This is a genomic window from Neisseria subflava (genome assembly GCF_024205745.1).
GTDB lineage: Bacteria > Pseudomonadota > Gammaproteobacteria > Burkholderiales > Neisseriaceae > Neisseria > Neisseria flavescens_B.
Window position 1 is genome coordinate 1,964,611 of the sequence record NZ_CP073117.1, and the last position, 22,420, is coordinate 1,987,030.

19 protein-coding genes are annotated in these 22,420 nt (G+C 49.2%); 12 read left to right on the plus strand and 7 right to left on the minus strand.

The window, feature by feature from the left end; genetic code table 11:
* Positions 1-71: 71 nt before the first annotated feature.
* From yfaE to nrdA, 4 genes are all read right to left on the minus strand, one after another.
* Positions 72-371: a class I ribonucleotide reductase maintenance protein YfaE gene (gene yfaE / locus KCG55_RS09385; protein ID WP_003686421.1), complete on the minus strand. Its 300-nt coding sequence runs from the start codon at positions 369-371 to the stop codon at positions 72-74.
* 61 nt (positions 372-432) lie between these two features.
* Positions 433-810 (minus strand): DUF6979 family protein, encoded by a 378-nt coding sequence (locus tag KCG55_RS09390; protein ID WP_254322859.1) that lies wholly within the window; start codon positions 808-810, stop codon positions 433-435.
* Positions 811-885: 75 nt separating this feature from the next.
* Positions 886-2,019, minus strand: a complete 1,134-nt coding sequence (nrdB, locus tag KCG55_RS09395) for a class Ia ribonucleoside-diphosphate reductase subunit beta (RefSeq protein WP_254322860.1) — start codon at positions 2,017-2,019, stop codon at positions 886-888.
* Between the two features lie 525 nt (positions 2,020-2,544).
* On the minus strand, positions 2,545-4,824 hold the full coding sequence (gene nrdA, locus KCG55_RS09400; protein ID WP_254322861.1) for a class 1a ribonucleoside-diphosphate reductase subunit alpha: 2,280 nt from the start codon (positions 4,822-4,824) through the stop codon (positions 2,545-2,547).
* 391 nt (positions 4,825-5,215) lie between these two features.
* Between nrdA and KCG55_RS09405 the strand changes: the two genes are divergently transcribed.
* Complete coding sequence (locus KCG55_RS09405; RefSeq protein ID WP_254322862.1) at positions 5,216-5,548, plus strand: stress response protein; 333 nt, start codon at positions 5,216-5,218, stop codon at positions 5,546-5,548.
* A 51-nt stretch (positions 5,549-5,599) separates the two neighbouring features.
* Here KCG55_RS09405 and KCG55_RS09410 read toward each other — a convergent pair whose 3' ends face one another.
* Together KCG55_RS09410 and KCG55_RS09415 are read right to left on the minus strand one after the other, a co-directional pair.
* A complete protein-coding gene (locus KCG55_RS09410) occupies positions 5,600-6,334 on the minus strand; it encodes an epoxyqueuosine reductase QueH (RefSeq protein WP_004464372.1) in 735 nt (244 codons plus the stop codon).
* Between the two features lie 112 nt (positions 6,335-6,446).
* On the minus strand, positions 6,447-7,883 hold the full coding sequence (locus KCG55_RS09415) for a patatin-like phospholipase family protein (RefSeq protein ID WP_254322863.1): 1,437 nt from the start codon (positions 7,881-7,883) through the stop codon (positions 6,447-6,449).
* Positions 7,884-8,023: 140 nt separating this feature from the next.
* Here KCG55_RS09415 and recO point away from each other — a divergent pair, with 140 nt between their 5' ends.
* The 10 genes from recO (at position 8,024) to KCG55_RS09465 (ending at position 20,009) form a co-directional block, all read left to right on the plus strand.
* Positions 8,024-8,767, plus strand: a complete 744-nt coding sequence (gene recO / locus KCG55_RS09420) for a DNA repair protein RecO (protein WP_254322864.1) — start codon at positions 8,024-8,026, stop codon at positions 8,765-8,767.
* A 68-nt stretch (positions 8,768-8,835) separates the two neighbouring features.
* On the plus strand, positions 8,836-9,564 hold the full coding sequence (gene pdxJ / locus KCG55_RS09425; protein WP_254322865.1) for a pyridoxine 5'-phosphate synthase: 729 nt from the start codon (positions 8,836-8,838) through the stop codon (positions 9,562-9,564).
* Positions 9,565-9,652: 88 nt separating this feature from the next.
* Positions 9,653-10,030 carry a holo-ACP synthase gene (gene acpS / locus KCG55_RS09430; RefSeq protein ID WP_254322866.1) on the plus strand — a complete coding sequence of 126 codons (378 nt, stop codon included), beginning with the start codon at positions 9,653-9,655 and terminating at the stop codon, positions 10,028-10,030.
* Positions 10,031-10,183: 153 nt separating this feature from the next.
* The gene (locus KCG55_RS09435; protein ID WP_254323660.1) at positions 10,184-10,987 is read left to right on the plus strand and encodes an NUDIX domain-containing protein; all 804 of its coding nucleotides are present in this window, start codon (positions 10,184-10,186) and stop codon (positions 10,985-10,987) included.
* Position 10,988: 1 nt separating this feature from the next.
* Positions 10,989-11,411 carry a hypothetical protein gene (locus KCG55_RS09440; RefSeq protein ID WP_254322867.1) on the plus strand — a complete coding sequence of 141 codons (423 nt, stop codon included), beginning with the start codon at positions 10,989-10,991 and terminating at the stop codon, positions 11,409-11,411.
* A 765-nt stretch (positions 11,412-12,176) separates the two neighbouring features.
* Entirely contained in the window at positions 12,177-13,052 is an 876-nt protein-coding gene (gene prpB / locus KCG55_RS09445) for a methylisocitrate lyase (RefSeq protein WP_254323661.1), read from the plus strand.
* A gap of 84 nt (positions 13,053-13,136) precedes the next feature.
* Positions 13,137-14,291 carry a bifunctional 2-methylcitrate synthase/citrate synthase gene (gene prpC / locus KCG55_RS09450; protein WP_254322868.1) on the plus strand — a complete coding sequence of 385 codons (1,155 nt, stop codon included), beginning with the start codon at positions 13,137-13,139 and terminating at the stop codon, positions 14,289-14,291.
* Positions 14,292-14,690: 399 nt separating this feature from the next.
* Positions 14,691-17,297, plus strand: coding sequence for a Fe/S-dependent 2-methylisocitrate dehydratase AcnD (acnD, locus tag KCG55_RS09455; protein WP_254322869.1), 2,607 nt, complete (start codon positions 14,691-14,693; stop codon positions 17,295-17,297).
* 117 nt (positions 17,298-17,414) lie between these two features.
* Complete coding sequence (prpF, locus tag KCG55_RS09460; protein WP_254322870.1) at positions 17,415-18,584, plus strand: 2-methylaconitate cis-trans isomerase PrpF; 1,170 nt, start codon at positions 17,415-17,417, stop codon at positions 18,582-18,584.
* Positions 18,585-18,797: 213 nt separating this feature from the next.
* On the plus strand, positions 18,798-20,009 hold the full coding sequence (locus tag KCG55_RS09465; RefSeq protein ID WP_254322871.1) for an acetate kinase: 1,212 nt from the start codon (positions 18,798-18,800) through the stop codon (positions 20,007-20,009).
* Between the two features lie 74 nt (positions 20,010-20,083).
* Here KCG55_RS09465 and purM read toward each other — a convergent pair whose 3' ends face one another.
* Positions 20,084-21,118, minus strand: a complete 1,035-nt coding sequence (gene purM, locus KCG55_RS09470; protein WP_003686290.1) for a phosphoribosylformylglycinamidine cyclo-ligase — start codon at positions 21,116-21,118, stop codon at positions 20,084-20,086.
* A 201-nt stretch (positions 21,119-21,319) separates the two neighbouring features.
* Between purM and KCG55_RS09475 the strand changes: the two genes are divergently transcribed.
* Positions 21,320-22,390, plus strand: a complete 1,071-nt coding sequence (locus tag KCG55_RS09475) for an AI-2E family transporter (protein WP_254322872.1) — start codon at positions 21,320-21,322, stop codon at positions 22,388-22,390.
* The last annotated feature ends 30 nt before the right edge of the window (positions 22,391-22,420 follow it).

Genomic DNA, 22,420 nt, shown 5'->3' on the forward strand with positions numbered 1-22,420 from the left:
TTAAACAAAATGCCGTCTGAACGGTGGAAATGAAATCAAAGATTTCGGCCACAATGTTCAGACGGCATTTTTTATTTGTCTTCAAATAAATCGACATCAAATAAATCCGGCTCTTTGATGCGCTCCCGACAATCGAGCTTGATGTCTTCAGTAACCCGGCAGCAGCACGGCAAAATTTCTCCGGGCGCGACAAAAGCGAGTGGAAAATTATCATAAGAGACTTTCCCATCCAAGATTTTGACCCGACATGAACCGCAATAACCGCTGCGACATTGGTATTCAACCTCGTGTCCGGTGCGCTCCAAGCCCTCCAATAAGGTTTCGCCTTGTTGGAGTTGGAAGGTTTTGTCGTGTGTACTGATGAGTGCCATGTGTGTTTTAGGGCATAGAGGCCGTCTGAACAATGTTTCAGACGGCCTTAAATATATAAATTCAAATAATCAAGCCTTTTTCCCACAAGGCCAAAACGACATGAAGCTGGCTGTTATATTTTTTTTCATTACCCACAATTTCGCGCCAGAAAACGGATTTTTTCTGATTTGCCCATTCGGGATCATTTTTTAAAAGGCTGACCGCTGCAACGGCATATTCTCCGTTTTTGGAATGTTTGGTTTTGACTTTTTCCGGGTTGATTCCTTTAACCAACCCCGCACGACACAATCCCAAAAATGCATTCTTTGGGCATCCTTTTTTTCTAATTGACTCCTTGATGGGAAATGATGCCGTAATCTCTGTCCAAGCTTGTTCCATATCTTCATATTTAGAATATGATTCAGCTGCTTTTACCGCAATGTCGCCATAAATCTTCATTTTTGGTTATACCTTGAGGATTGAAAAGAGATTTTCAGACGGCCGGTTACGCCCAAAGGCCGTCTGAAACGCGGTTTACAGCTCGAAATCGCCCAAATCGTCCGCGCTGACTTCCGAATCAATCTGACCGATTAAGTAAGAAGAAATTTCCACTTCCTGCGGCGCAACCTGTACATTGTCAGAAGACAGCCATGCGTTGATCCAAGGAATCGGATTTTGGGTCGCACCTTCAAATCCGGCAGGAAGACCAACCGCCTGCATACGCAGATTGGTAATGTATTCAACGTATTGAGCCAGAATTTCCTTGTTCAGGCCAATCATTGAGCCGTCTTTAAACAGATAAGCCGCCCATTCTTTTTCCTGCTCGGCTGCTTTTTTGAAGAGGTTGAAACACTCGTCCTGCAATTCATTTGCAATTTCAGCCATTTCAGGATCATCGGCACCGGCACGCATCAGGTTGAGCATATGCTGGGTGCTGGTCAGGTGCAAGGCTTCGTCACGGGCAATCAGTTTGATGATTTTGGCGTTGCCCTCCATCAATTCGCGCTCGGCAAAGGCGAAAGAGCAGGCAAATGAAACGTAAAAGCGGATGGCTTCCAATACATTCACGCACATCAGGCAGAGATAGAGCTTTTTCTTCAACTCGCGCAAAGACACGGTAACAAGCTTGCCGCCGACATTGTGCATGCCTTCGCCCAACAGATTGTAATACTGGGTGTATTCAATCAAATCATCGTAATAGCAGGCAATGTCTTCAGCACGGGCGATGATATATTTGTTTTGCACAATATCATCGAACACAACTGACGGATCATTCACGATATTGCGGATGATATGAGTGTAGCTGCGTGAGTGGATGGTTTCGCTGAAGCTCCACGTTTCAATCCAAGTTTCCAGCTCGGGAATAGACACCAAAGGCAAGAACGCAACGTTCGGGCTGCGACCTTGGATCGAATCGAGCAGGGTTTGGTATTTCAGATTGCTGATGAAAATATGTTTTTCGTGTTCGGGCAGATTGGCGTAGTCGATACGGTCGCGCGATACGTCGATTTCTTCCGGACGCCAGAAGAAAGACAATTGTTTTTCGATCAGTTTTTCAAATACTTCGTATTTCTGCTGGTCATAACGGGCGACATTTACCGGCTGACCAAAAAACATCGGCTCTTTCAGCGCGTCGTTTTTGGTCTTGGAAAAGGTGCTGTAGGACATAGTTAAATGTTCGCATGACATCGTAGAAATCCTTTAAATAAAAAAAGCCCGCAGTAAAAACTGCGAGCTGGTTATTATAACCGATTACCGTAATGGTGGTCGGCGAAAATGCTTGCGAACATGTTCGAAGTTGCCATTACGGAAACGACGATAAGCTCTTACAGGAACAGTTTTCCCGCGCATTCAAGCTCCCTTCGTAAAACACAAAGTGTATTTTTTATGTAGAAAACTAAACTCTACAAAAAATAAACACTTATATTGAGCTCACGAGAATTAGCTTGTACTAACCTTAAAATCGCAGTATCATTCGAATTCTAGCAATAAATCTAATGAAATCATACGATTGAGTTAGGTCTTTAGGTTTCTCATGAATGACCTAAAGAAATTTTTAACGTATTGGCGTACGTTAAAAATCTTTCAATAGCTTGATACATTGGCGTGTATCAAGCTATTTTCATTTTTTAGAAAACTTCTTATGTTCAGACGGCAGTTTAAATGCAAAAGGCCGTCTGAACTCCTTCTTTATCAAATCTTACAAGCCCCACCTGCGCAGCCGTCATCTTGAATATCGGTCTGCGTATCGTCCGCACCGTCGCGTGTGTTGTGGTAGTACAGGGTTTTGACGCCGTATTTGTAGGCAGTCAGCAGGTCTTTGAGCATTTGTTTCATGGAAACTTTGTTGCCTTCGAATTTGCCCGGGTCGTAGGCGGTGTTGGCGGAAATCGATTGATCGACGAATTTTTGCATTACGCCGACGAGTTTCAGGTAGCCTTCGTTGCCCGGAAGCTGCCACAGGGTTTCGTAGGCATCTTTCAGGGTTTCAAATTCCGGTACGACTTGTTTCAAAATACCGTCTTTCGATGCTTTAACCGTTACCAATCCGCGTGGAGGCTCGATGCCGTTGGTGGCGTTGGCGATTTGCGAGCTGGTTTCAGACGGCATGAGTGCGGTCAGGGTAGAGTTGCGCAGACCGTATTTGACGATGTCGGCGCGCAGGCTTTCCCAGTCGTAGTGCAAAGGCTCGTTGCACACGGCGTCCAAGTCTTTTTTGTAGGTGTCGATAGGCAGTCTGCCTTGCGAATAAACGGTCTGGTTGAACAACGGACATGCGCCGTATTCTTTGGCAAGGTTCACCGATGCTTTGAGCAGGTAATACTGCATGGCTTCAAAGGTGCGGTGGGTCAGGCCGAGGGCGGAGTCATCGCTGTAATGTACGCCGTTTTTCGCCAGATAGTAGGCGTAGTTGATGACGCCGATACCGAGTGTGCGGCGGTTCATGGTCGCGGTGCGTGCTGCTGCAACCGGATAGTCTTGATAATCCAGCAGGGCATCAAGTGCGCGTACGGTCAAATCGGCAAGCTCTTCCAGTTCGTCCAAGTTGTTCAATGCGCCCAAGTTGAAGGCGGACAGGGTACACAAGGCAATTTCGCCGTTCGGATCGTTGATGTTGTCCAAAGGTTTGGTCGGCAGGGCGATTTCCATGCACAAGTTGGACTGATGAACAGGCGCAACGCGTGGATCAAACGGGCTGTGCGTGTTGCAGTGATCAACGTTTTGGATGTAGATACGACCGGTACCGGCACGCTCCTGCATCAGGGTAGAGAACAATTCTGTTGCCGGCAAAGTGCGTTTGCGGATGTTTGGGTCTTGCTCGTATTGAGTATAGAGGCGTTCGAATTCGTCTTGGTCGGCGAAGAAGGCATCATATAAACCCGGAACTTCATTCGGCGAGAACAGAGTAATGTTGCCGCCTTTAATCAAGCGGGTGTACAGCAGGCGGTTGATTTGTACGCCGTAGTCCAGTTGGCGGATACGGTTGTCTTCTACGCCGCGGTTGTTTTTCAATACCAACAGGCTTTCGGCTTCGATGTGCCACAATGGGTAGAACAAGGTTGCCGCGCCGCCGCGTACGCCACCTTGCGAGCAGGACTTAACCGCCGCTTGGAACATTTTGAAGAATGGGATGCAGCCAGTGTGTTGTGCTTCGCCGCCCCGGATTTCACTGCCCAAGCCCCGGATACGGCCGGCGTTGATGCCGATGCCTGCGCGTTGGGAAACGTATTTCACAATCGCACTGGTGGTAGCATTGATGGAGTCGAGGCTATCGTCGCATTCAATCAATACGCAGCTTGAGAATTGACGGGTAGGCGTACGCACGCCGCTCATGATAGGTGTAGGCAACGATACTTTGAATGTGGAAACGGCATCGTAAAAGCGTTTGACGTAATCCAAGCGGGTCTCTTTCGGATATTTGCTGAAGAGACACATGGCCACCAAAATGTATAAAAACTGCGGCGTTTCATAAATTTGGCGGGTAACGCGGTTTTGAACCAGATATTTGCCTTCCAGCTGTTTCACGGCGGCATACGAGAAGGTCATATCGCGGCTGTGGTCGATATAGGCATTCAGCTCGTCGAATTCTTCGCGGCTGTAATCTGCGATGATGTGGCGGTCGTATTTGCCTGCTTCGGTCAGTTTTTTAACGTGATCGTAGAGGTGAGGCGGCTCGAATTCGCCATAAGCGATTTTGCGCAGATGGAAAATGGCGAGGCGGGCAGCCAAATATTGATAATCGGGCGTATCTTGTGAGATCAGGTCGGCCGCGGCCTTGATGATGGTCTCATGGATGTCGTCGGTACGGATACCGTTGTAAAACTGAATATGTGATTTGAGCTCGACTTGCGATACGGAGACGTTTTGTAAGCCTTCCGTCGCCCAAGTAACAACACGGTGGATTTTGTCTAAATTGATATCTTCCAAGCGTCCGTCGCGTTTGGTTACTTTAATATTCGTTGCTGCATTCATTGTTCAGTCTTCCCATTAAAAAACACAAGATACGGTATGTGATTGCTTTGAACGGCACAATATAATGTATTTTTCTTTGTTTAACTAGACTTGACAATGCGCTTTTTTCGGGGTGTGGATTAGGGGATGAGAGGCTTAAACTAGATTTTATCTGGCTTTGTGGCGATTTGGCATTATTTTGCGTTTGCATCACATTTGGCCAGACATTGGCTAGAGGCTTATGAAATAAAGAAATTTATATTCAGGTTTTGTCTAAATGGAAGGTGTGTTAAATTTTGCAAAGCAAGTAGTATGATGTAGTAATTAACCACATTTTTGTCATGTAAAAAATGGGCGTTTTGCCGGTGCCCTGGCGAAACATATAATGGAAAAACTATTTAGGAGGCGAATCATGTTAATGTTGAAAAATTTAGGTTCCGCACTGGCGGCGGTTGTCGTATTGAGCTTGGGTACTTATTCTACCGAAGCGGCGGCCAAACCGCATGGCCATCATGTGAGCAAACACCAGCATGCGAAGAAAAACAAATTGCATCCTGCTTGCAAGAGATACCTTGAGCGCCGTGCTGCTTGGTATCGCTATAAAGGCAACAAGGCCGAGTTAAGGGAAAACCGAAAAGCGGCAAAAGCGTTCCGCGGTTTGCCTTATGCCGAGCAAAAAATTCAATGCCAAGCTGCTTATCAGGCATTTGATGATTTTGATCACGGCAAATTCCGCCGCCGTTAATCGTCTGATTTGAACAAAGGCCGTCTGAATGTTTCAGACGGCCTTTGATATTTATTTCTCAACAATGATTTTGTTTTCGGCTTGAGGCTCGTATTGGGTAGATTCATCACCGTAATACAATACGCCCAGCTTGATGGGTATGCGGCCTTGCGATTTGCGGTGGGCATTGGAGTCGCGCAGGGAGTAGGCGCAACCGCAATATTCTTGTTGGTAGAAATGCTCGCGCTTGCTGATTTCAATCATGCGTGCGCTGCCGCCGCCTTTGCGCCAGTTGAAATCCCAATAAACCAAGTCATCGTACGGCTCGGCGGCGCGATGGCCGCAGCCGTTGATCTGTTTCATGTCTTTCCAGCGTGAAATGCCCAGTGAGCTGGTGAAAACATGGAAGCCGTTTTCATGGGCGTATTGCGCCGCTTTTTCAAAACGCATATCGAAACACATGGTACAGCGGATACCGCGTTCGGGTTCAAATTCCATGCCTTTGGCTTTGGCAAACCATTCTTTGCGGTCGTTTTCGTAGTCGTCGTCTTTATCGACAAAGGGGATGCCGAATTTGTCCGCAAAGCGCATGTTTTCTTCTTTGCGCAACATATATTCTTTGTGCGGATGGATATTGGGGTTGTAAAAATAAATGGTGTAGTCGATGCCGCTGGCAAGCATGGCTTCCATCACTTCGCCGGAACATGGGGCGCAGCAGGAATGCAGCAGGACTTTTTTATGGCCGCCCGGCGGAACGAGAATAGGGCGGTCAATATCGGTAACGATGGGAGTGTTTAATTCGGTCATGGTTGGATTCTATTTATTGTTAAGTGTTTCAGACGGCCTTAGGTATTGGGGCCGTCTGAAATATAAGATGAAGCGTATATTTTAACAGAGCTACACTTTATGGAACAGTTTGCTACTGCTTTTTCTTTTCGTTCAATGGTTTGAACTCTTGCGCATCCGGAGGCGGGGCTGCGAAGATGGTGTCTGGATTGGGGTGTGCCGCAAATTCTGCCAGCAGGTTGCGATAGTCCAGCGACTGCTTCATCAGTTCGGCAGCGGCGGTACGCAGATTGTCCACGTCTTCCGGCGGCAGATAGAAACTGGTCGGAATATTCAATACCTTGTCCCTCAGCTGAGATGGCGGAAGGTCTTTGAGGTTGAGGCTGACGAAGGAGAAGCTGATGCCGTCGGTTTGTTTGTCTTTATTCCACTGATCGACGAAGGTACGGAAACGGCGCAGGGATTCTTGCGAGTTTTGGTCGATGGGGATATTGACGATGGAGGAGACGACGTCGCGGAAACCGGGAACGGCCGCGGTTTTGTCCAAATTGCTGCTGACTTGGTTTTGCGCATTGACGTTGATGACGACGATATGGCGGATGTTGTTTTGCAGGATTTTGTTTGTCAGAATTTTTTCAGGATACATCTCCGTCATGTCCAAAAGGTTGCGCATGCCCAGATTGTCGGTCAAGCCGCCGTCGATAAGGTGGATGTAGGGACGGTTTTTGCTGTCGCTGTATTTTTGGAAACGCTCGAGAAATTCTTTTTGGGTTTGCAGTTGTTTTTTACCGGCTTCGCTGTCGGAGACAAGTTGCAGCGGCGGCGTGTATTGGCAATGGCCGCCATTGTTATTGAGCGTAATCGGTGCAAACACCATAGGTACGGAGCTTGACGCGGCAACGGCGCGGGCAAGTCGCAAGTCGCCCAAGTCGATACACATCGGGTCGAAATATTCTTGCGTGAAATTAAAACGCTCGCCTATGCCCATATCGGTGGCGGAAATGATGGCAAACGGGCCTTTAGCATTTTTTTCCAAATCTCGGAAAGTGGTTTTGCCGAAAAGGTAGTTTTCAAACTGCTCCTGTAACAGATCGCCGCGTCCGTATTCAGGCGAGGCCAGTCGGGGCAGATTGGACATGGAAAATGCTTGTTTGACAACTTGTCGTTGGAAGTTTTGGTGTAGGAAACGTTTATAAAACAAGGGAATGGTTTCTTCGCCCTTGAGTGCAAAGTACGCAGCCAAAACCGAGCCACCGGATACGCCGACCACCACATCGACATTCGACATCAAAGATTGTTTTTTGCCGCCGATGGTAATCTGCTGCTTATGAAGCTGCTCCAACACGCCATAACCCAAGGCCGCCGCGCGCGTACCGCCACCTGAAAACATCAACACAATAAGCGTATCGTCTTCGTCGTTGCGCTGAAGCCGGCTGGTTTCAAAGCGGTAGCCGCGTTGCAGGTCGACCGTATCAATACCGGCGACAGGCTGATATTTCACCAGCGAGCAGGCGGATAATAGGGCTGCGGAGAGCAGGGAAAGGGCGGATTTAAAGGGGAATTTCGGCATAAACACAGGCCAGTCGGTTGTTCATTCAAAACGGATTATAAAGGTTTTCAGACGGCCTTTATAGAAGGCGGATATTCAGACGGCCTTTTTGCGTCGATTTTCCGTTATAATCGACACAATCTTTATCTTTCCAAACCCTTATGGCGCAACCAAACCGCATCAACCACGAACCTATCTTTCTGCTTGCTTCCGCCCCATGGCGCGAGAGCAGCTTGTGGGTGGAGGCTTTCAGCCGCCGTTATGGGCGGGTAGCTTTGTTGGCCAGAAGCGCGCGCAAACGGCAGAGCGAATTGCGCGGCGTGTTGGTTCCGTTTGTACCGGTGAGTGCGTCTTGGTATGGTTCGCAAGAGTTGAAGACCCTGCATCGCGCCGAATGGATAGGCGGGTGGCCGCAGCCGCAGGGCAGGGCTTTGTTCAGCGGATTGTATGTGAACGAGTTGATGCTGAAGTTGACTGTCCGCGAAGACCCGTTGCCCGAGCTTTATGATGTTTTGGCGGAAACCATGAAAACCATTTGTTGCGAGGCCAACCATATTGCCGCTTTGCGCCGTTTTGAATGGTCGCTGCTGACACGCTTGGGCTTTGCCCCCGATTTGTTTCATGACGGCAACGGCAATGAAATCAACGGCGAAGAAACTTATTGGCTCACACCTGAAGAGGCTGTGGTGCCTTTGGCCGAGGCCGACCGTTTCCATGTGCTCAATAAGGGCGTTGCCATATTGGGTGCGACTTTAATCGATTTGAGGGAAGGCAGTTTCGTTCATCAGGAAAGTCTGGGGCAGGCTTTGAAAGTAACGCGGCTTTTGATTGACAACCTTCTACCCGAGGGCATCAAGTCTCGGCAGGTTTTGCAGCAGTTGCAGCAGTTTGGTTTGGGCAGTTGAATTTTTTCAGACGGCCTTTGATAGGTAATGACTCAGGCCGTCTGAAACCTTAAAGAAAGGACATTATTATGTTGTTAGGCGTAAACATCGACCATATTGCCACCGTCCGCAATGCGCGCGGTACGATTTATCCCAGCCCTGTCGAAGCGGCGCTGATTGCGGAAACCCACGGTGCAGATTTGATTACCATGCACTTGCGTGAAGACCGCCGCCATATTAAAGATGCGGACGTGTTCGCCGTTAAAAACGCCATCCGCACGCGCCTGAATTTGGAAATGGCGCTGACGGAAGAAATGCTGGAAAACGCACTCAACGTCATGCCGGAAGATGTGTGCCTCGTGCCTGAAAAACGTCAAGAAGTGACCACCGAAGGCGGTTTGGACGTATTGGCGCAACAGGATAAAGTGGCCGAGTTCACCAAAATCCTGACCGACGCAGGCATCCGCGTGTCCTTGTTTATCGATGCCGACAACGCACAAATCCAAGCCGCCCATGATGTCGGCGCGCCCGTTATTGAGTTGCACACCGGCGCATATGCCGATGCGCACAGCCACGCCGAGCAAATGAAACAATTCGAGCATATTCAAAACGGCGCGCATTACGCCAGCGATTTGGGTTTGGTCGTTAACGCCGGACACGGCCTGACCATTCACAACGTTACGCCGATTGCTCAAATCCTCGCCATCCGTGAGTTGAACATCGGCCATTCGCTGATTTCCCAAGCACTCTTCCTCGGCCTGCCTGAAGCTGTCCGCCAAATGAAGGAAGTCATGTTCAGAGCCAGAATGCTGCCTTAACGGCATCAGCCATACCGGCTAAGGCAATTGGCTTTGGCCGGTATTCACACTTTCAGACGGCCTGACTATTTAAACAAGGAGCAGACCCATGATTTACGGAATCGGTACAGACATTGTTTCCCTCAAACGCATTATCCGCCTGAACAAAAAATTCGGACTGGCATTTGCGCAACGCATTCTCAGCCCGGAAGAGCTGTTGGAATTTCCGCAGGCAGGCAAACCGGTCAATTATCTTGCCAAACGCTTTGCCGCCAAAGAGGCTTTTGCCAAAGCCGTCGGTACGGGCATACGCGGCGTGGTGTCTTTCCGCAATATCGGTGTCGGACATGATGCATTGGGCAAACCTGAGTTATTTTTTGCACCGGCTTTGACCAAATGGCTGGCAGAGCAGGGTATCCGCAGCTGTCATCTCAGTATGAGCGATGAAGAGGATACCGTTATGGCTTTTGTCATTGCGGAAAAATAAGGTCGGATTTAAGTATTCTGAAATAGAAAATCCTTTTCAGACGGCCTGAAGGGTTAGGTATTTGTTGAAGGTCGGGCGTATAGGCCCGACATCGTTTTTGTACGCATAAATCGGCAGGTGTCGCCGCCTGCCGCATATAAGAATAATCTCATGATGACTGAAGACACACGTCCCTTGGTGCAAGTGGTTGCCGGGATTTTGCTCGACCCAAACGGCCGCTACCTGCTCAGTTCCCGCCCTGAGGGTAAACCGTATGCCGGCTATTGGGAATTTGCCGGCGGCAAGGTGGAAGCCGGCGAAAGCGATTTTCAAGCCTTGCAACGCGAGTTTGAAGAAGAACTCGGCATCCGTATCCTTGCCGCTACGCCGTGGCTGACGAAAGTCCATTCCTACGAACACGCACATGTACGCCTGCATTTTTTATGGGTGGAAGCTGACCAATGGGAGGGCGAAATCCAATCGAGGGAAGGGCAGAAATGGGCATGGCAAAAGGCAGGGGATTTTACCGTTGCGCCGATGCTGCCTGCCAATAGCGCATTGTTACGCTCCCTCTCTATTCCGCGCCAGCTTCAAGGCCGTCTGAAAAGCGGCTTGAGCGGTCAAAACAACATGGGCGAATATCATGTTGTACCATATCTGTCGGCTCAGCATCAAACTGCCTCTGCCGTATTGCTGGATTTTGCCGATTGGCAACAAGGCAAGCCGATAGAAGCGCCCAGCGTGTGGCCAATCATTGAAAACGCCGAACAATGGCAACAGGTGCAAAATGCCGATGCTGTCGTATGGAAAGTAGCGAATGAAGCTGCAGCCAAGCAAGTTGTCGATATTTTGGCGCAAGGCGTGCCTATGCCGTTGATTGCGGCTGCTCCAGAAAGTATGGTTTCCATTTATCGCGAACAGTGGCAGAGCATGGGTGTGCATGCTGTTTTGACCGATAATGACATTGAGGCCGTCTGAAATGAGTAAAAATCAAAAACTATTGATTGCCGCTGTTTTACTGATTGTGTTTGCTGCGGCCAAACTGCTGCTCCTGGATTGGTGGCAGCGGCAACAGTCAAAAGCGAATGTAGTCGAATGTAGTCTGACACAAGGCTGCGTCCTGCCTGACGGTTCAAAAGTGCGTGCGACCTCCATCAATACACACGAGCCTTTCGATATTGTGGTTGAGAATGTGCCGAAGAATACGGGCGCGGTCAGTATCAGTTTCAGTATGAAAAACATGGACATGGGCTTCAACCGCTACAACCTGACGCAACAATCGCCGCAAAGTTGGCAGGCTGCGCAAGTCCGCTTGCCGTTTTGCGTCGAAGGCCGCCATGATTACACTGCCGACATTACCATTGGCAAACAGACTTTTCAGACGGCATTTAGTGCAGAGTAGTCATCATGCAAAGGCCGTCTGAAAATTTAAAGGCTAAAATTTTAAATTTTTCAGAAAGTATATTTAAAAGTTCCTTATAAATGAATCAATTATAAATTATTTTTAGATAGATTGTTTACAATCATTCTGACTATCAGTCAAAAGTACAAAACGGACAGAAGCTAGGCCACGTAAGGATTTGATGTGGTACAGCCTGTCCGTTTTTTACATTTGTTGCAAAAAAATCGTTTATTAATAACTGAATTTTTTATAATTTTTTTGAAAAAAGTGTTTGACAAGACCGGTTTTATTTTTTAAATTTGTTTCCATAAATAAAAACTACATCGCACTACAAAGGAACATCATCATGAATCTGTATCAAACCACTCTCTCTTGTTATAGATTTTCTCCCATCTCTGCCGCTCCCGTCGTCGCCAGCTTATTGGCAGTCCCGACGGTCTGAAGGCTCTCGACCCGAATCCAGTTTCCGTATTCCTACAAACGCTTCGGGTTTTAAAATATCTGTATTTCCAATCGAATTCATATTTTGATTAATAAAAATTAAAAAACGCACACCTTAGCTTCAGCCTTATTGTATTTATTGGTTTTGATAACTATTTGTATTTATTGATTTTAAATTTTCAGATGGTTGATGATTGAAATTTTACCGGCCGTCTGAAAACAGTTTTTAGAACGATTGTTTCTTTTTAAACGGTTCGTTTCAAGTTGTAAAAAAACCGAGTCGTCCGATTAATACTGAAAAAAAGTCTATAAAGGAGAAATATGATGAGCCAACACTCTGCCGGAGCACGTTTCCGCCAAGCAGTGAAAGAATCGAATCCTCTTGCCGTAGTCGGTTGCGTCAATGCTTACTTTGCACGATTGGCTACTCAAAGCGGTTTCAAAGCAATCTATCTGTCTGGCGGCGGCGTGGCAGCCTGCTCTTGCGGTATCCCTGATTTGGGCATTACCACAATGGAAGATGTGCTGATTGACGCGCGACGCATCACGGACAACGTGGATACGCCTTTGCTGGTGGACATAGATGTGGGTTGGGGCGGTGCATTCAATATTGCCCGTACTATTCGTAACTTTGAACGCGCTGGTGTTGCAGCGGTTCACATCGAAGATCAGGTAGCGCAAAAACGCTGCGGCCACCGTCCGAACAAAGCCATCGTTTCTAAAGATGAAATGGTCGACCGTATCAAAGCTGCCGTAGATGCCCGCGTTGATGAGAACTTTGTGATTATGGCGCGTACCGATGCGCTGGCGGTAGAAGGTTTGGATGCCGCTATCGAACGCGCTCAGGCTTGTGTCGAAGCAGGTGCGGACATGATTTTCCCTGAAGCCATGACCGATTTGAAAATGTACCGCCAATTTGCAGATGCCGTAAAAGTGCCTGTATTGGCCAACATTACTGAGTTCGGCTCTACACCACTTTATACCCAAAGAGAGCTGGCTGAAAACGGCGTGTCGCTGGTTCTGTATCCGCTGTCATCGTTCCGTGCAGCAAGTAAAGCCGCTCTGAATGTTTATGAAGCGATTATGCGTGATGGCACTCAGGCCGCAGTGGTTGACACTATGCAAACCCGTGCCGAGCTATACGAGCATCTGAACTATCATGCCTTCGAGCAAAAACTGGATAAATTGTTTCAAAAATAAGTAACCGCTTTCAGACGGCCTTTCAACAAATCCGCATCGGTCGTCTGAAAAAATAAAACCCATAAAATACAAAGGAGAAATACCATGACTGAAACTACTCAAACCCCGACTTTCAAACCTAAAAAATCCGTTGCGCTTTCTGGCGTTGCGGCCGGCAATACCGAATTGTGTACCGTTGGCCGTACCGGCAACGATTTGAGCTATCGCGGTTACGACATTCTGGACTTGGCACAAAAATGCGAGTTTGAAGAAGTCGCCTACCTGCTGATTCACGGCCATCTGCCCAACAAATTTGAGCTGGCCGCTTATAAAACCAAGCTCAAATCCATGCGCGGCCTGCCTATCCGTGTGATCAAAGTTTTGGAAAGCCTGCCTGCACATACCCATCCAATGGACGTGATGCGTACCGGCGTATCCATGCTGGGCTGCGTTCATCCTGAACGTGAAAGCCATCCGGAAAGCGAAGCGCGCGACATCGCCGACAAACTGATCGCCAGCCTCGGCAGCATCCTGCTGTACTGGTATCAATATTCGCACAACGGGAAACGCATTGAAGTTGAAAGCGACGAAGAGACCATCGGCGGTCATTTCCTGCACCTGTTGCACGGCAAACGTCCAAGCGAATCACACATCAAAGCCATGCACGTTTCACTGATTCTGTATGCAGAACACGAGTTCAACGCTTCTACCTTTACCGCCCGCGTGATTGCCGGTACAGGCTCTGATATGTACTCCTGCATTACCGGTGCAATCGGTGCGTTGAAAGGTCCGAAACACGGCGGTGCGAACGAAGTGGCTTACGATATTCAAAAACGCTACCGCAATGCCGACGAAGCCGAAGCAGACATCCGCGAACGCATCGGCCGCAAAGAAATCGTGATCGGTTTCGGTCATCCGGTGTACACCATTTCCGACCCGCGCAACGTTGTCATTAAAGAAGTGGCACGCGGTTTGAGCAAAGAAACCGGCGATATGCGCCTCTTTGACATTGCCGAACGCTTGGAAAGCGTGATGTGGGAAGAGAAAAAAATGTTCCCGAATCTGGACTGGTTCTCTGCCGTTTCCTACCAAAAATTGGGCGTACCGACCGCTATGTTCACACCGCTGTTCGTAATTTCCCGTACAACCGGTTGGGCGGCACACGTTCTCGAGCAACGCAAAGACGGCAAAATCATCCGTCCGAGCGCAAACTACACAGGCCCTGAAGATTTGGCATTCGTGGAGATTGAAGACCGCTAATACGCGTAACAGCAGGGTGGGCCGCCAGCCCGCCCCATCTCGAAATGCCGTTTGAAAACAATAAATAAATGATGTTTTCGTTTTTCGACGGCCTAGTGCAGTATGCGAGAGAGAGCCGGCCGTTTGGAAAACATGCTGCTCTGCTGTCGTCATTCCCATACAGGCAGAAATTCAAAAGTTGAAATGTTCTGCTGTAAAGAGTGCTGAAAGATTTAAGTTTGGATTTCCGTCTATATGGGAATGATGGTAGCGGAGCAGCAATTTTTTTTCATACCGCGAATAGATTTTTAGACAACAAGCAATAAAACAGAATTTATGGTTTCAGACGGCCTGAAGGTCCGAATCAACAGGCCGTCTGAAACCCAAAACCAAAAAAATAATAGATTTAGGAGAACCGACATGACTGCCAACCAACGTTACCGCAAAGCTTTGCCCGGTACGGATTTGGAATATTACGACGCGCGTCAGGCGTGTGAAGACATCAAACCAGGCTCTTACGACAAGCTGCCTTACACAAGCCGTATTTTGGCTGAGAACTTGGTCAACCGCGCAGACAAAGTCGACCTTCCTACGCTGCAAAGCTGGCTGGGCCAGCTGATTGAGGGAAAACAGGAAATCGACTTCCCTTGGTATCCGGCACGCGTGGTGTGTCACGATATTCTGGGTCAGACAGCGTTGGTGGATTTGGCAGGCCTGCGCGATGCGATTGCCGAAAAAGGCGGCGATCCTTCCAAAGTCAATCCTGTGGTGCAAACCCAGCTCATCGTCGACCACTCTCTGGCCGTTGAATGCGGCGGCTACGATCCTGATGCCTTCCGCAAAAACCGCGAAATCGAAGACAGACGTAACGAAGACCGTTTCCACTTCATCAACTGGACAAAAACCGCATTTGAAAATGTGGACGTGATTCCGGCGGGCAACGGCATTATGCACCAAATCAACTTGGAAAAAATGTCGCCGGTTATCCAAGTCAAAAACGGTGTGGCGTTCCCTGATACCTGCGTAGGTACTGACTCACATACGCCGCACGTCGATTCATTGGGCGTGATTTCCGTAGGCGTGGGCGGTTTGGAAGCCGAAACCGTAATGTTGGGTCGTGCATCCATGATGCGTCTGCCTGATATTGTCGGCGTTGAGCTGACCGGCAAACGCCAACCGGGCATTACTGCCACCGACATTGTGTTGGCACTGACCGAATTCTTGCGTAAAGAGCGCGTGGTTGGCGCATTTGTCGAATTCTTCGGTGAGGGCGCAAGAAGCCTGTCTATCGGCGACCGTGCCACCATTTCCAACATGACCCCTGAGTTCGGCGCGACTGCCGCGATGTTCGCTATTGATGAGCAAACCATTGATTATTTGAAACTGACCGGTCGCGACGACGCGCAAGTGAAATTGGTAGAAATCTACGCCAAAACCGCAGGCTTGTGGGCAGATGCCTTGAAAACCGCCGTTTATCCTCGCGTTTTGAAATTTGATTTGAGCAGCGTAACGCGCAATATGGCAGGCCCAAGTAACCCGCATGCCCGTTTTGCGACTGCCGATTTGGCCAGCAAAGGCTTGGCAAAACCTTACGAAGAGCCTTCAGACGGACAAATGCCTGACGGTGCAGTGATTATTGCCGCGATTACTTCATGTACTAATACTTCCAATCCGCGCAACGTTGTCGCCGCCGCGCTGTTGGCACGTAATGCCAACCGTCTTGGCTTGCAACGCAAACCTTGGGTGAAATCTTCGTTTGCCCCGGGCTCAAAAGTAGCCGAAATCTATTTGAAAGAAGCAGGCCTGCTGCCTGAAATGGAAAAACTCGGCTTCGGTATCGTTGCCTTCGCATGTACCACCTGTAACGGCATGAGCGGCGCGCTCAACCCGAAAATCCAGAAAGAAATCATCGACCGTGATTTGTACGCCACCGCCGTATTGTCAGGCAACCGCAACTTCGACGGCCGTATCCATCCGTATGCGAAACAGGCTTTCCTTGCTTCTCCTCCGTTGGTCGTTGCCTACGCGCTGGCAGGCAGCATCCGTTTCGATATTGAAAACGACGTACTCGGCGTTGCAGACGGCAAAGAAATCCGCCTGAAAGATATTTGGCCTACCGATGAAGAAATCGATGCCATCGTTGCCGAATATGTGAAACCGCAACAATTCCGCGACGTTTATATCCCGATGTTTGACACCGGCACAGCGCAAAAAGCACCAAGCCCGCTGTACGACTGGCGTCCAATGTCCACCTATATCCGCCGCCCACCTTACTGGGAAGGCGCACTGGCAGGGGAACGCACATTAAGAGGTATGCGTCCGCTGGCGATTTTGCCCGACAACATCACCACCGACCATCTCTCACCGTCCAATGCGATTTTGGCCAGCAGTGCGGCAGGCGAATATTTGGCAAAAATGGGTTTGCCTGAAGAAGACTTCAACTCTTATGCAACCCACCGCGGCGACCACTTGACCGCCCAACGCGCAACCTTCGCCAATCCGAAACTGTTTAACGAAATGGTGAAAAACGAAGACGGCAGCGTACGCCAAGGTTCGCTGGCACGCGTTGAGCCCGAAGGTCAAGTGATGCGTATGTGGGAAGCCATCGAAACCTATATGAACCGCAAACAGCCGCTCATCATCATTGCCGGTGCGGACTACGGTCAAGGCTCAAGCCGCGACTGGGCTGCAAAAGGCGTACGCCTTGCCGGCGTGGAAGCGATTGTTGCCGAAGGCTTCGAGCGTATCCACCGCACCAACTTGATCGGTATGGGTGTATTGCCGCTGCAATTCAAACCAGGTACCAACCGCCACACCCTGCAACTGGACGGTACGGAAACCTACGACGTTGTCGGCGAACGCAAACCGCGCTGCGACCTGACTCTCGTCATCCACCGTAAAAACGGCGAAACCATCGAAGTTCCGGTGACCTGCCGCCTCGATACCGCAGAAGAAGTGTTGGTATATGAAGCCGGTGGCGTATTGCAACGTTTCGCACAAGACTTCTTAGAAGGAAATGCAGCGTAAGGTAAATCGGGCATAGTCAAAATGCCTGGGCTACGCTCAAAAAGGTTTTCAGACGGCCTCGAATGTTTGAGGGGCCGTCTGAAAAAACCATACTAGAAATACAAAGGAGAACTCGAAATGCCGCAAATTAAAATTCCAGCCGTTTACTACCGCGGCGGTACATCTAAAGGCATTTTCTTCAAACGTACCGATCTGCCGGCCGCTGCGCAGGAAGCAGGCGAGGCACGCGACAAAATCCTGTTGCGCGTACTCGGCAGCCCAGACCCTTACGGCAAACAGATTGACGGTTTGGGTAACGCCAGTTCATCCACCAGCAAAGCCGTGATTTTGGATAAATCCGAACGCGCCGATCACGATGTCGATTACTTGTTCGGACAAGTTTCCATCGACAAACCTTTTGTCGATTGGAGCGGCAACTGCGGTAATCTGACCGCCGCCGTGGGCGCATTTTCCATCGAACAAGGCTTGGTCGATAAATCCAAAATCCCTTCAGACGGCCTGTGTACCGTCAAAATCTGGCAGAAAAACATCGGCAAAACCATTATTGCCCATGTACCGATGCAAAACGGCTCAGTTTTGGAAACAGGCGATTTTGAGCTGGACGGCGTAACGTTCCCGGCAGCCGAAGTGCAAATCGAATTTTTAGATCCGGCCGACGGCGAAGGCAGTATGTTCCCAACCGGCAATTTGGTCGATGAAATTGATGTGCCAAATATAGGCCGTCTGAAAGCCACGCTTATCAATGCCGGCATTCCAACCATTTTCCTGAATGCCGCAGATTTGGGCTATACAGGCAAAGAGTTGCAAGACGACATCAATAACGATGCCGCGGCTCTGGAAAAATTTGAAACCATCCGCGCGTATGGCGCGCTGAAAATGGGCTTGATCAGCGACGTATCCGAAGCTGCCACTCGCGCCCATACTCCGAAAGTCGCTTTTGTCGCCCCTGCAGCCGATTACACCGCTTCAAGCGGCAAAACCGTCAAAGCTGCCGACATCGACTTATTGGTACGCGCGCTGAGCATGGGCAAATTGCACCACGCCATGATGGGCACCGCTTCAGTCGCCATTGCTACCGCCGCCGCTGTGCCCGGTACGCTGGTCAACCTTGCAGCCGGAGGCGGAGCGCGTAAAGAAGTCCGTTTCGGTCATCCGTCAGGCACACTGCGTGTCGGTGCCGCCGCCGAATATCAGGACGGACAATGGACGGCCACCAAAGCGGTCATGAGCCGTAGCGCACGCGTGATTATGGAAGGACAAGTCCGAGTGCCGGAAGATTGCTTTTAAGTTTTCAGACGGCCGCAGCATTAAACAAGGCCGTCTGAAAACCAAATAAGCAGATTTTAGTCGGGTAGCGATACCTGCAATGGAGATTAGGATTGGGCATGAAGCCTGACTAAACACCAAACCAGAGGCAATCTGAAAAGCTCTCAAATGTTTTTGCTCTTTTCAGACGGCCTGAAACCAAAAAAACAATCAAAAATTCAAAGGAGAAACACCATGTCCAACCAACTCATTCTAGTTCTGAACTGCGGCAGCTCTTCACTCAAAGGTGCCGTTATCGACCGTAAAAACGGTAAAGTTCTCTTAAGCTGTCTCGGCGAACGTTTGGGTACGCCCGAAGCAGTCATTACGTTCAGCAAAGACGGTAAAAAATGCCAAGCTCCCTTGGCAGGGCGCAACTGTCACGCCGGTGCGGTAGGTATGCTGTTGAAAGAGCTTGAAAAACACGGCCTGCACGACCGTATTAAAGCCATCGGCCACCGTATCGCACACGGCGGCGAAAAATACAGCGAGTCTGTTTTGATCGACCAAGCAGTCATGGACGAACTCAATGCCTGCATTCCGCTCGCTCCGCTGCATAACCCTGCCAATATCAACGGTATTTTGGCTGCGCAAGAACACTTCCCGGGTCTGCCCAATGTCGGCGTGATGGATACCTCGTTCCACCAAACCATGCCGGAGCGCGCCTACACTTATGCCGTTCCGCGCGAATTGCGTAAAAAATACGCTTTCCGCCGCTACGGTTTCCACGGTACCAGTATGCGTTACGTTGCCCCTGAAGCAGCACGCATCTTGGGCAAACCGTTGGAAGACATTCGCATGATTATTGCCCACTTAGGCAACGGCGCATCCATTACCGCCATCCGAAACGGCAAATCCGTTGACACCAGTATGGGCTTCACGCCGATCGAAGGTTTGGTAATGGGTACACGTTGCGGCGACATCGACCCGGGCGTATACAGCTATCTGACTTCACACGCCGGTTTGGATGTTGCCCAAGTTGATGAAATGCTGAACAAAAAATCAGGCTTGCTCGGTATTTCCGAACTCTCCAACGACTGCCGTTCTTTGGAAATCGCTGCGGACGAAGGTCATGAAGGCGCACGTTTGGCTCTGGAAGTCATGACTTACCGCCTTGCCAAATACATTGCTTCGATGGCTGTGGCTTGTGGCGGCGTTGACGCGCTCGTGTTTACCGGCGGTATCGGCGAAAACTCGCGTAATATCCGCGCTAAAACTGTTTCCTACTTGGATTTCTTAGGTCTGCACATCGACACCAAAGCCAATATGGACAAACGCTACGGAAACTCCGGTATCATCAGCCCGACAGGTTCTATGCCGGCTGTTTTGGTCGTTCCAACCAATGAAGAGCTGATGATTGCCCACGATACTGCTCAGTTGGCCGGCTTTATGGAAGAAGCAGGCTAGGGCGGAGATTTCCCTAAATCATAAACAATAAAAAGTGCGGATTCATCATCCGCACTTTTTTAATTACAGCTTAATCAAGCCACTTGAGTTTGATGTTCGTCGCCGTTGCGCTCACGAACTGCGCCCAAACGGTAAACGGTTTCGCCTTGTTCGCTCAAGAATGCCTGTACTGCATCGGCATCTTCTTTGGCAATGATAACGACCATGCCGATACCGCAGTTGAATGTACGGTACATTTCTTGGGTTTCCACATTGCCTGCTTTTTGCAGCCATTGGAACAGTTTAGGCAATTCCCACGCTTTGGCATCGATTTGTGCGACGGTATTTTCAGGCAAAACGCGAGGTACGTTTTCGGTAATGCCGCCGCCGGTAATATGGGCCATGCCTTTAATGGTGAATTTTTCCAAAGCGGCAAGGATAGGTTTCACATACAGGCGGGTAGGGGCAATGATGGCTTCGCGCAATGTTTTACCGTTGTCAAATTCCGCGTCCAAATCGGGATTGTCGCGCTCGATGATTTTACGTACCAACGAATAGCCGTTGGAGTGTGCGCCGTTGGAAGCCAAGCCCAAAACAACGTCTCCGGCCTGAATGCTGCGGCCGTTGATGACGCGTTCTTTTTCAACCACGCCGACGGCAAAACCGGCCAAGTCGTATTCGCCTTCGGGATACATGCCCGGCATTTCGGCAGTTTCACCGCCAATCAAAGCGCAACCGGATTCTTCGCAGCCTTGGGCAATGCCTTTAATCACATCAGTCGCGCGGGCAACATCCAGCTTGCCGCAAGCGAAATAGTCCAAGAAGAACAAAGGTTCCGCACCTTGAACCAAAATGTCGTTGACGCTCATGGCAACCAAATCGATGCCGACGGTATCGTGTTTGTCCCAGTCGAATGCCAGTTTCAGCTTGGTACCGACGCCGTCCGTACCGGAAACCAATACCGGATTTTTGTATTTTTTGCCGATTTCGACCAAAGCGCCGAAACCGCCCAAATCACCCAACACTTCAGGGCGCATAGTACGCTTGGCAAAAGGTTTGATGTTTTCGACCAGTTGATCGCCTGCGTCGATATCCACGCCTGCGTCACGATAGCTCAAAGAAGTGCTCATTGGATTTCCTTATTCGGGTATGGGTAGATTGTCGGAGCGTATTTTATCTTAAATTAAGGGATTCAGGCTGAATTTTTTGGCATTATTGTCAACAATTTTATTTTATCTTAATAGCCGTCTTACTTTCAGACGGCCTTTGTGAATCTGTTATACTGCTTATTTATTTTGAAAACCTTAAGCATCAACTGGGGAACACCTTTTATGTATCAAAAGAAAACGCGCGGCGCAAAACCGTGGATTATTATGGCTTGCGTCATCGCAGCCTTTATTTGGCTTTTATATGCTTTGGGCGATGTTTTGACACCGTTTATTGTGGCCGCCGTTTTGGCCTATGTTTTGAATCCCTTGGTTGAGTGGCTGCAATTGAAGCGTATCCGTCGCGCGCCGGCCTCTATGATTATTATGGCGTTTGCCTTGCTGGTATTGCTGTCGTTGGTACTGATTATCGTGCCTATGTTGTTGAACCAGTTTAACAATCTGGCCGAACGCCTGCCACAAATCGTAGGCTTTGTTCAAAACAAATTGCTGCCGTGGCTCAATAGCGTCAGCGGGGATTATATTCAAATCGATCAAGAATCAATTATTGCATGGTTGCAGTCGCATACGGATGAGTTGAGCAATACGCTTAAAGAATGGATTCCTACCTTGATGCGTCAAAGCGGCAACGTGATCAGCGGCGTCAGCAATTTGGTGTTGTTGCCTTTGTTGCTGTATTACTTCTTGTTGGATTGGAAACGTTGGTCTTCCGGAATCAGCAAATTGGTTCCGCGTCGTTTTATCGAAACCTACACGCGTATCAGCAGCAATATGGATGAAGTTTTGGGCGAGTTCCTGCGCGGCCAGCTGATGGTTATGATGATTATGGGCTTGATCTATGGCTTGGGCTTGATGCTGGTCGGTTTGGATTCCGGCTTTGCCATCGGTATGATTGCCGGTATTTTGGTATTTATTCCGTATTTGGGTGCATTTACCGGCCTTTTGCTGGCAACAGTTGCCGCACTTTTGCAATATGGCTCATGGCAGGGCTTGTTGATGGTCTGGGCTGTATTCGGTGTCGGACAATTCTTGGAAAGCTATTTCATTACACCTAAAATCGTCGGTGATCGCATTGGTTTGTCTCCGTTCTGGGTGATTTTCTCGTTGATGGCTTTCGGACAACTGATGGGTTTTGTCGGTATGCTTGCCGGCCTGCCGCTTGCCGCTGTAACGCTGGTTTTATTGCGTGAAGGCGCATCTGCCTATTTCGGCAGCCGTTTCTACAAACATAAATAAATCGATAATATTAAGGCCGTCTGAAATCCA

What these genes read in the sequence shown, in the direction of transcription:
- acpS (WP_254322866.1), top strand. Translation starts at nt 9,653, where the DNA reads ATGATTTACGGAATCGGTACAGACATTGTTTCCCTCAAACGCATTATC.
- pdxJ (WP_254322865.1), top strand. Translation starts at nt 8,836, where the DNA reads ATGTTGTTAGGCGTAAACATCGACCATATTGCCACCGTCCGCAATGCG.
- yfaE (WP_003686421.1), bottom strand. Translation starts at nt 371, where the DNA reads ATGGCACTCATCAGTACACACGACAAAACCTTCCAACTCCAACAAGGC.
- recO (WP_254322864.1), top strand. Translation starts at nt 8,024, where the DNA reads ATGGCGCAACCAAACCGCATCAACCACGAACCTATCTTTCTGCTTGCT.
- KCG55_RS09440 (WP_254322867.1), top strand. Translation starts at nt 10,989, where the DNA reads ATGAGTAAAAATCAAAAACTATTGATTGCCGCTGTTTTACTGATTGTG.
- nrdA (WP_254322861.1), bottom strand. Translation starts at nt 4,824, where the DNA reads ATGAATGCAGCAACGAATATTAAAGTAACCAAACGCGACGGACGCTTG.
- acnD (WP_254322869.1), top strand. Translation starts at nt 14,691, where the DNA reads ATGACTGCCAACCAACGTTACCGCAAAGCTTTGCCCGGTACGGATTTG.
- prpB (WP_254323661.1), top strand. Translation starts at nt 12,177, where the DNA reads ATGAGCCAACACTCTGCCGGAGCACGTTTCCGCCAAGCAGTGAAAGAA.
- KCG55_RS09435 (WP_254323660.1), top strand. Translation starts at nt 10,184, where the DNA reads ATGACTGAAGACACACGTCCCTTGGTGCAAGTGGTTGCCGGGATTTTG.
- KCG55_RS09405 (WP_254322862.1), top strand. Translation starts at nt 5,216, where the DNA reads ATGTTAATGTTGAAAAATTTAGGTTCCGCACTGGCGGCGGTTGTCGTA.
- KCG55_RS09415 (WP_254322863.1), bottom strand. Translation starts at nt 7,883, where the DNA reads ATGCCGAAATTCCCCTTTAAATCCGCCCTTTCCCTGCTCTCCGCAGCC.
- prpF (WP_254322870.1), top strand. Translation starts at nt 17,415, where the DNA reads ATGCCGCAAATTAAAATTCCAGCCGTTTACTACCGCGGCGGTACATCT.
- purM (WP_003686290.1), bottom strand. Translation starts at nt 21,118, where the DNA reads ATGAGCACTTCTTTGAGCTATCGTGACGCAGGCGTGGATATCGACGCA.
- KCG55_RS09475 (WP_254322872.1), top strand. Translation starts at nt 21,320, where the DNA reads ATGTATCAAAAGAAAACGCGCGGCGCAAAACCGTGGATTATTATGGCT.
- prpC (WP_254322868.1), top strand. Translation starts at nt 13,137, where the DNA reads ATGACTGAAACTACTCAAACCCCGACTTTCAAACCTAAAAAATCCGTT.
- KCG55_RS09390 (WP_254322859.1), bottom strand. Translation starts at nt 810, where the DNA reads ATGAAGATTTATGGCGACATTGCGGTAAAAGCAGCTGAATCATATTCT.
- KCG55_RS09410 (WP_004464372.1), bottom strand. Translation starts at nt 6,334, where the DNA reads ATGACCGAATTAAACACTCCCATCGTTACCGATATTGACCGCCCTATT.
- KCG55_RS09465 (WP_254322871.1), top strand. Translation starts at nt 18,798, where the DNA reads ATGTCCAACCAACTCATTCTAGTTCTGAACTGCGGCAGCTCTTCACTC.
- nrdB (WP_254322860.1), bottom strand. Translation starts at nt 2,019, where the DNA reads ATGTCCTACAGCACCTTTTCCAAGACCAAAAACGACGCGCTGAAAGAG.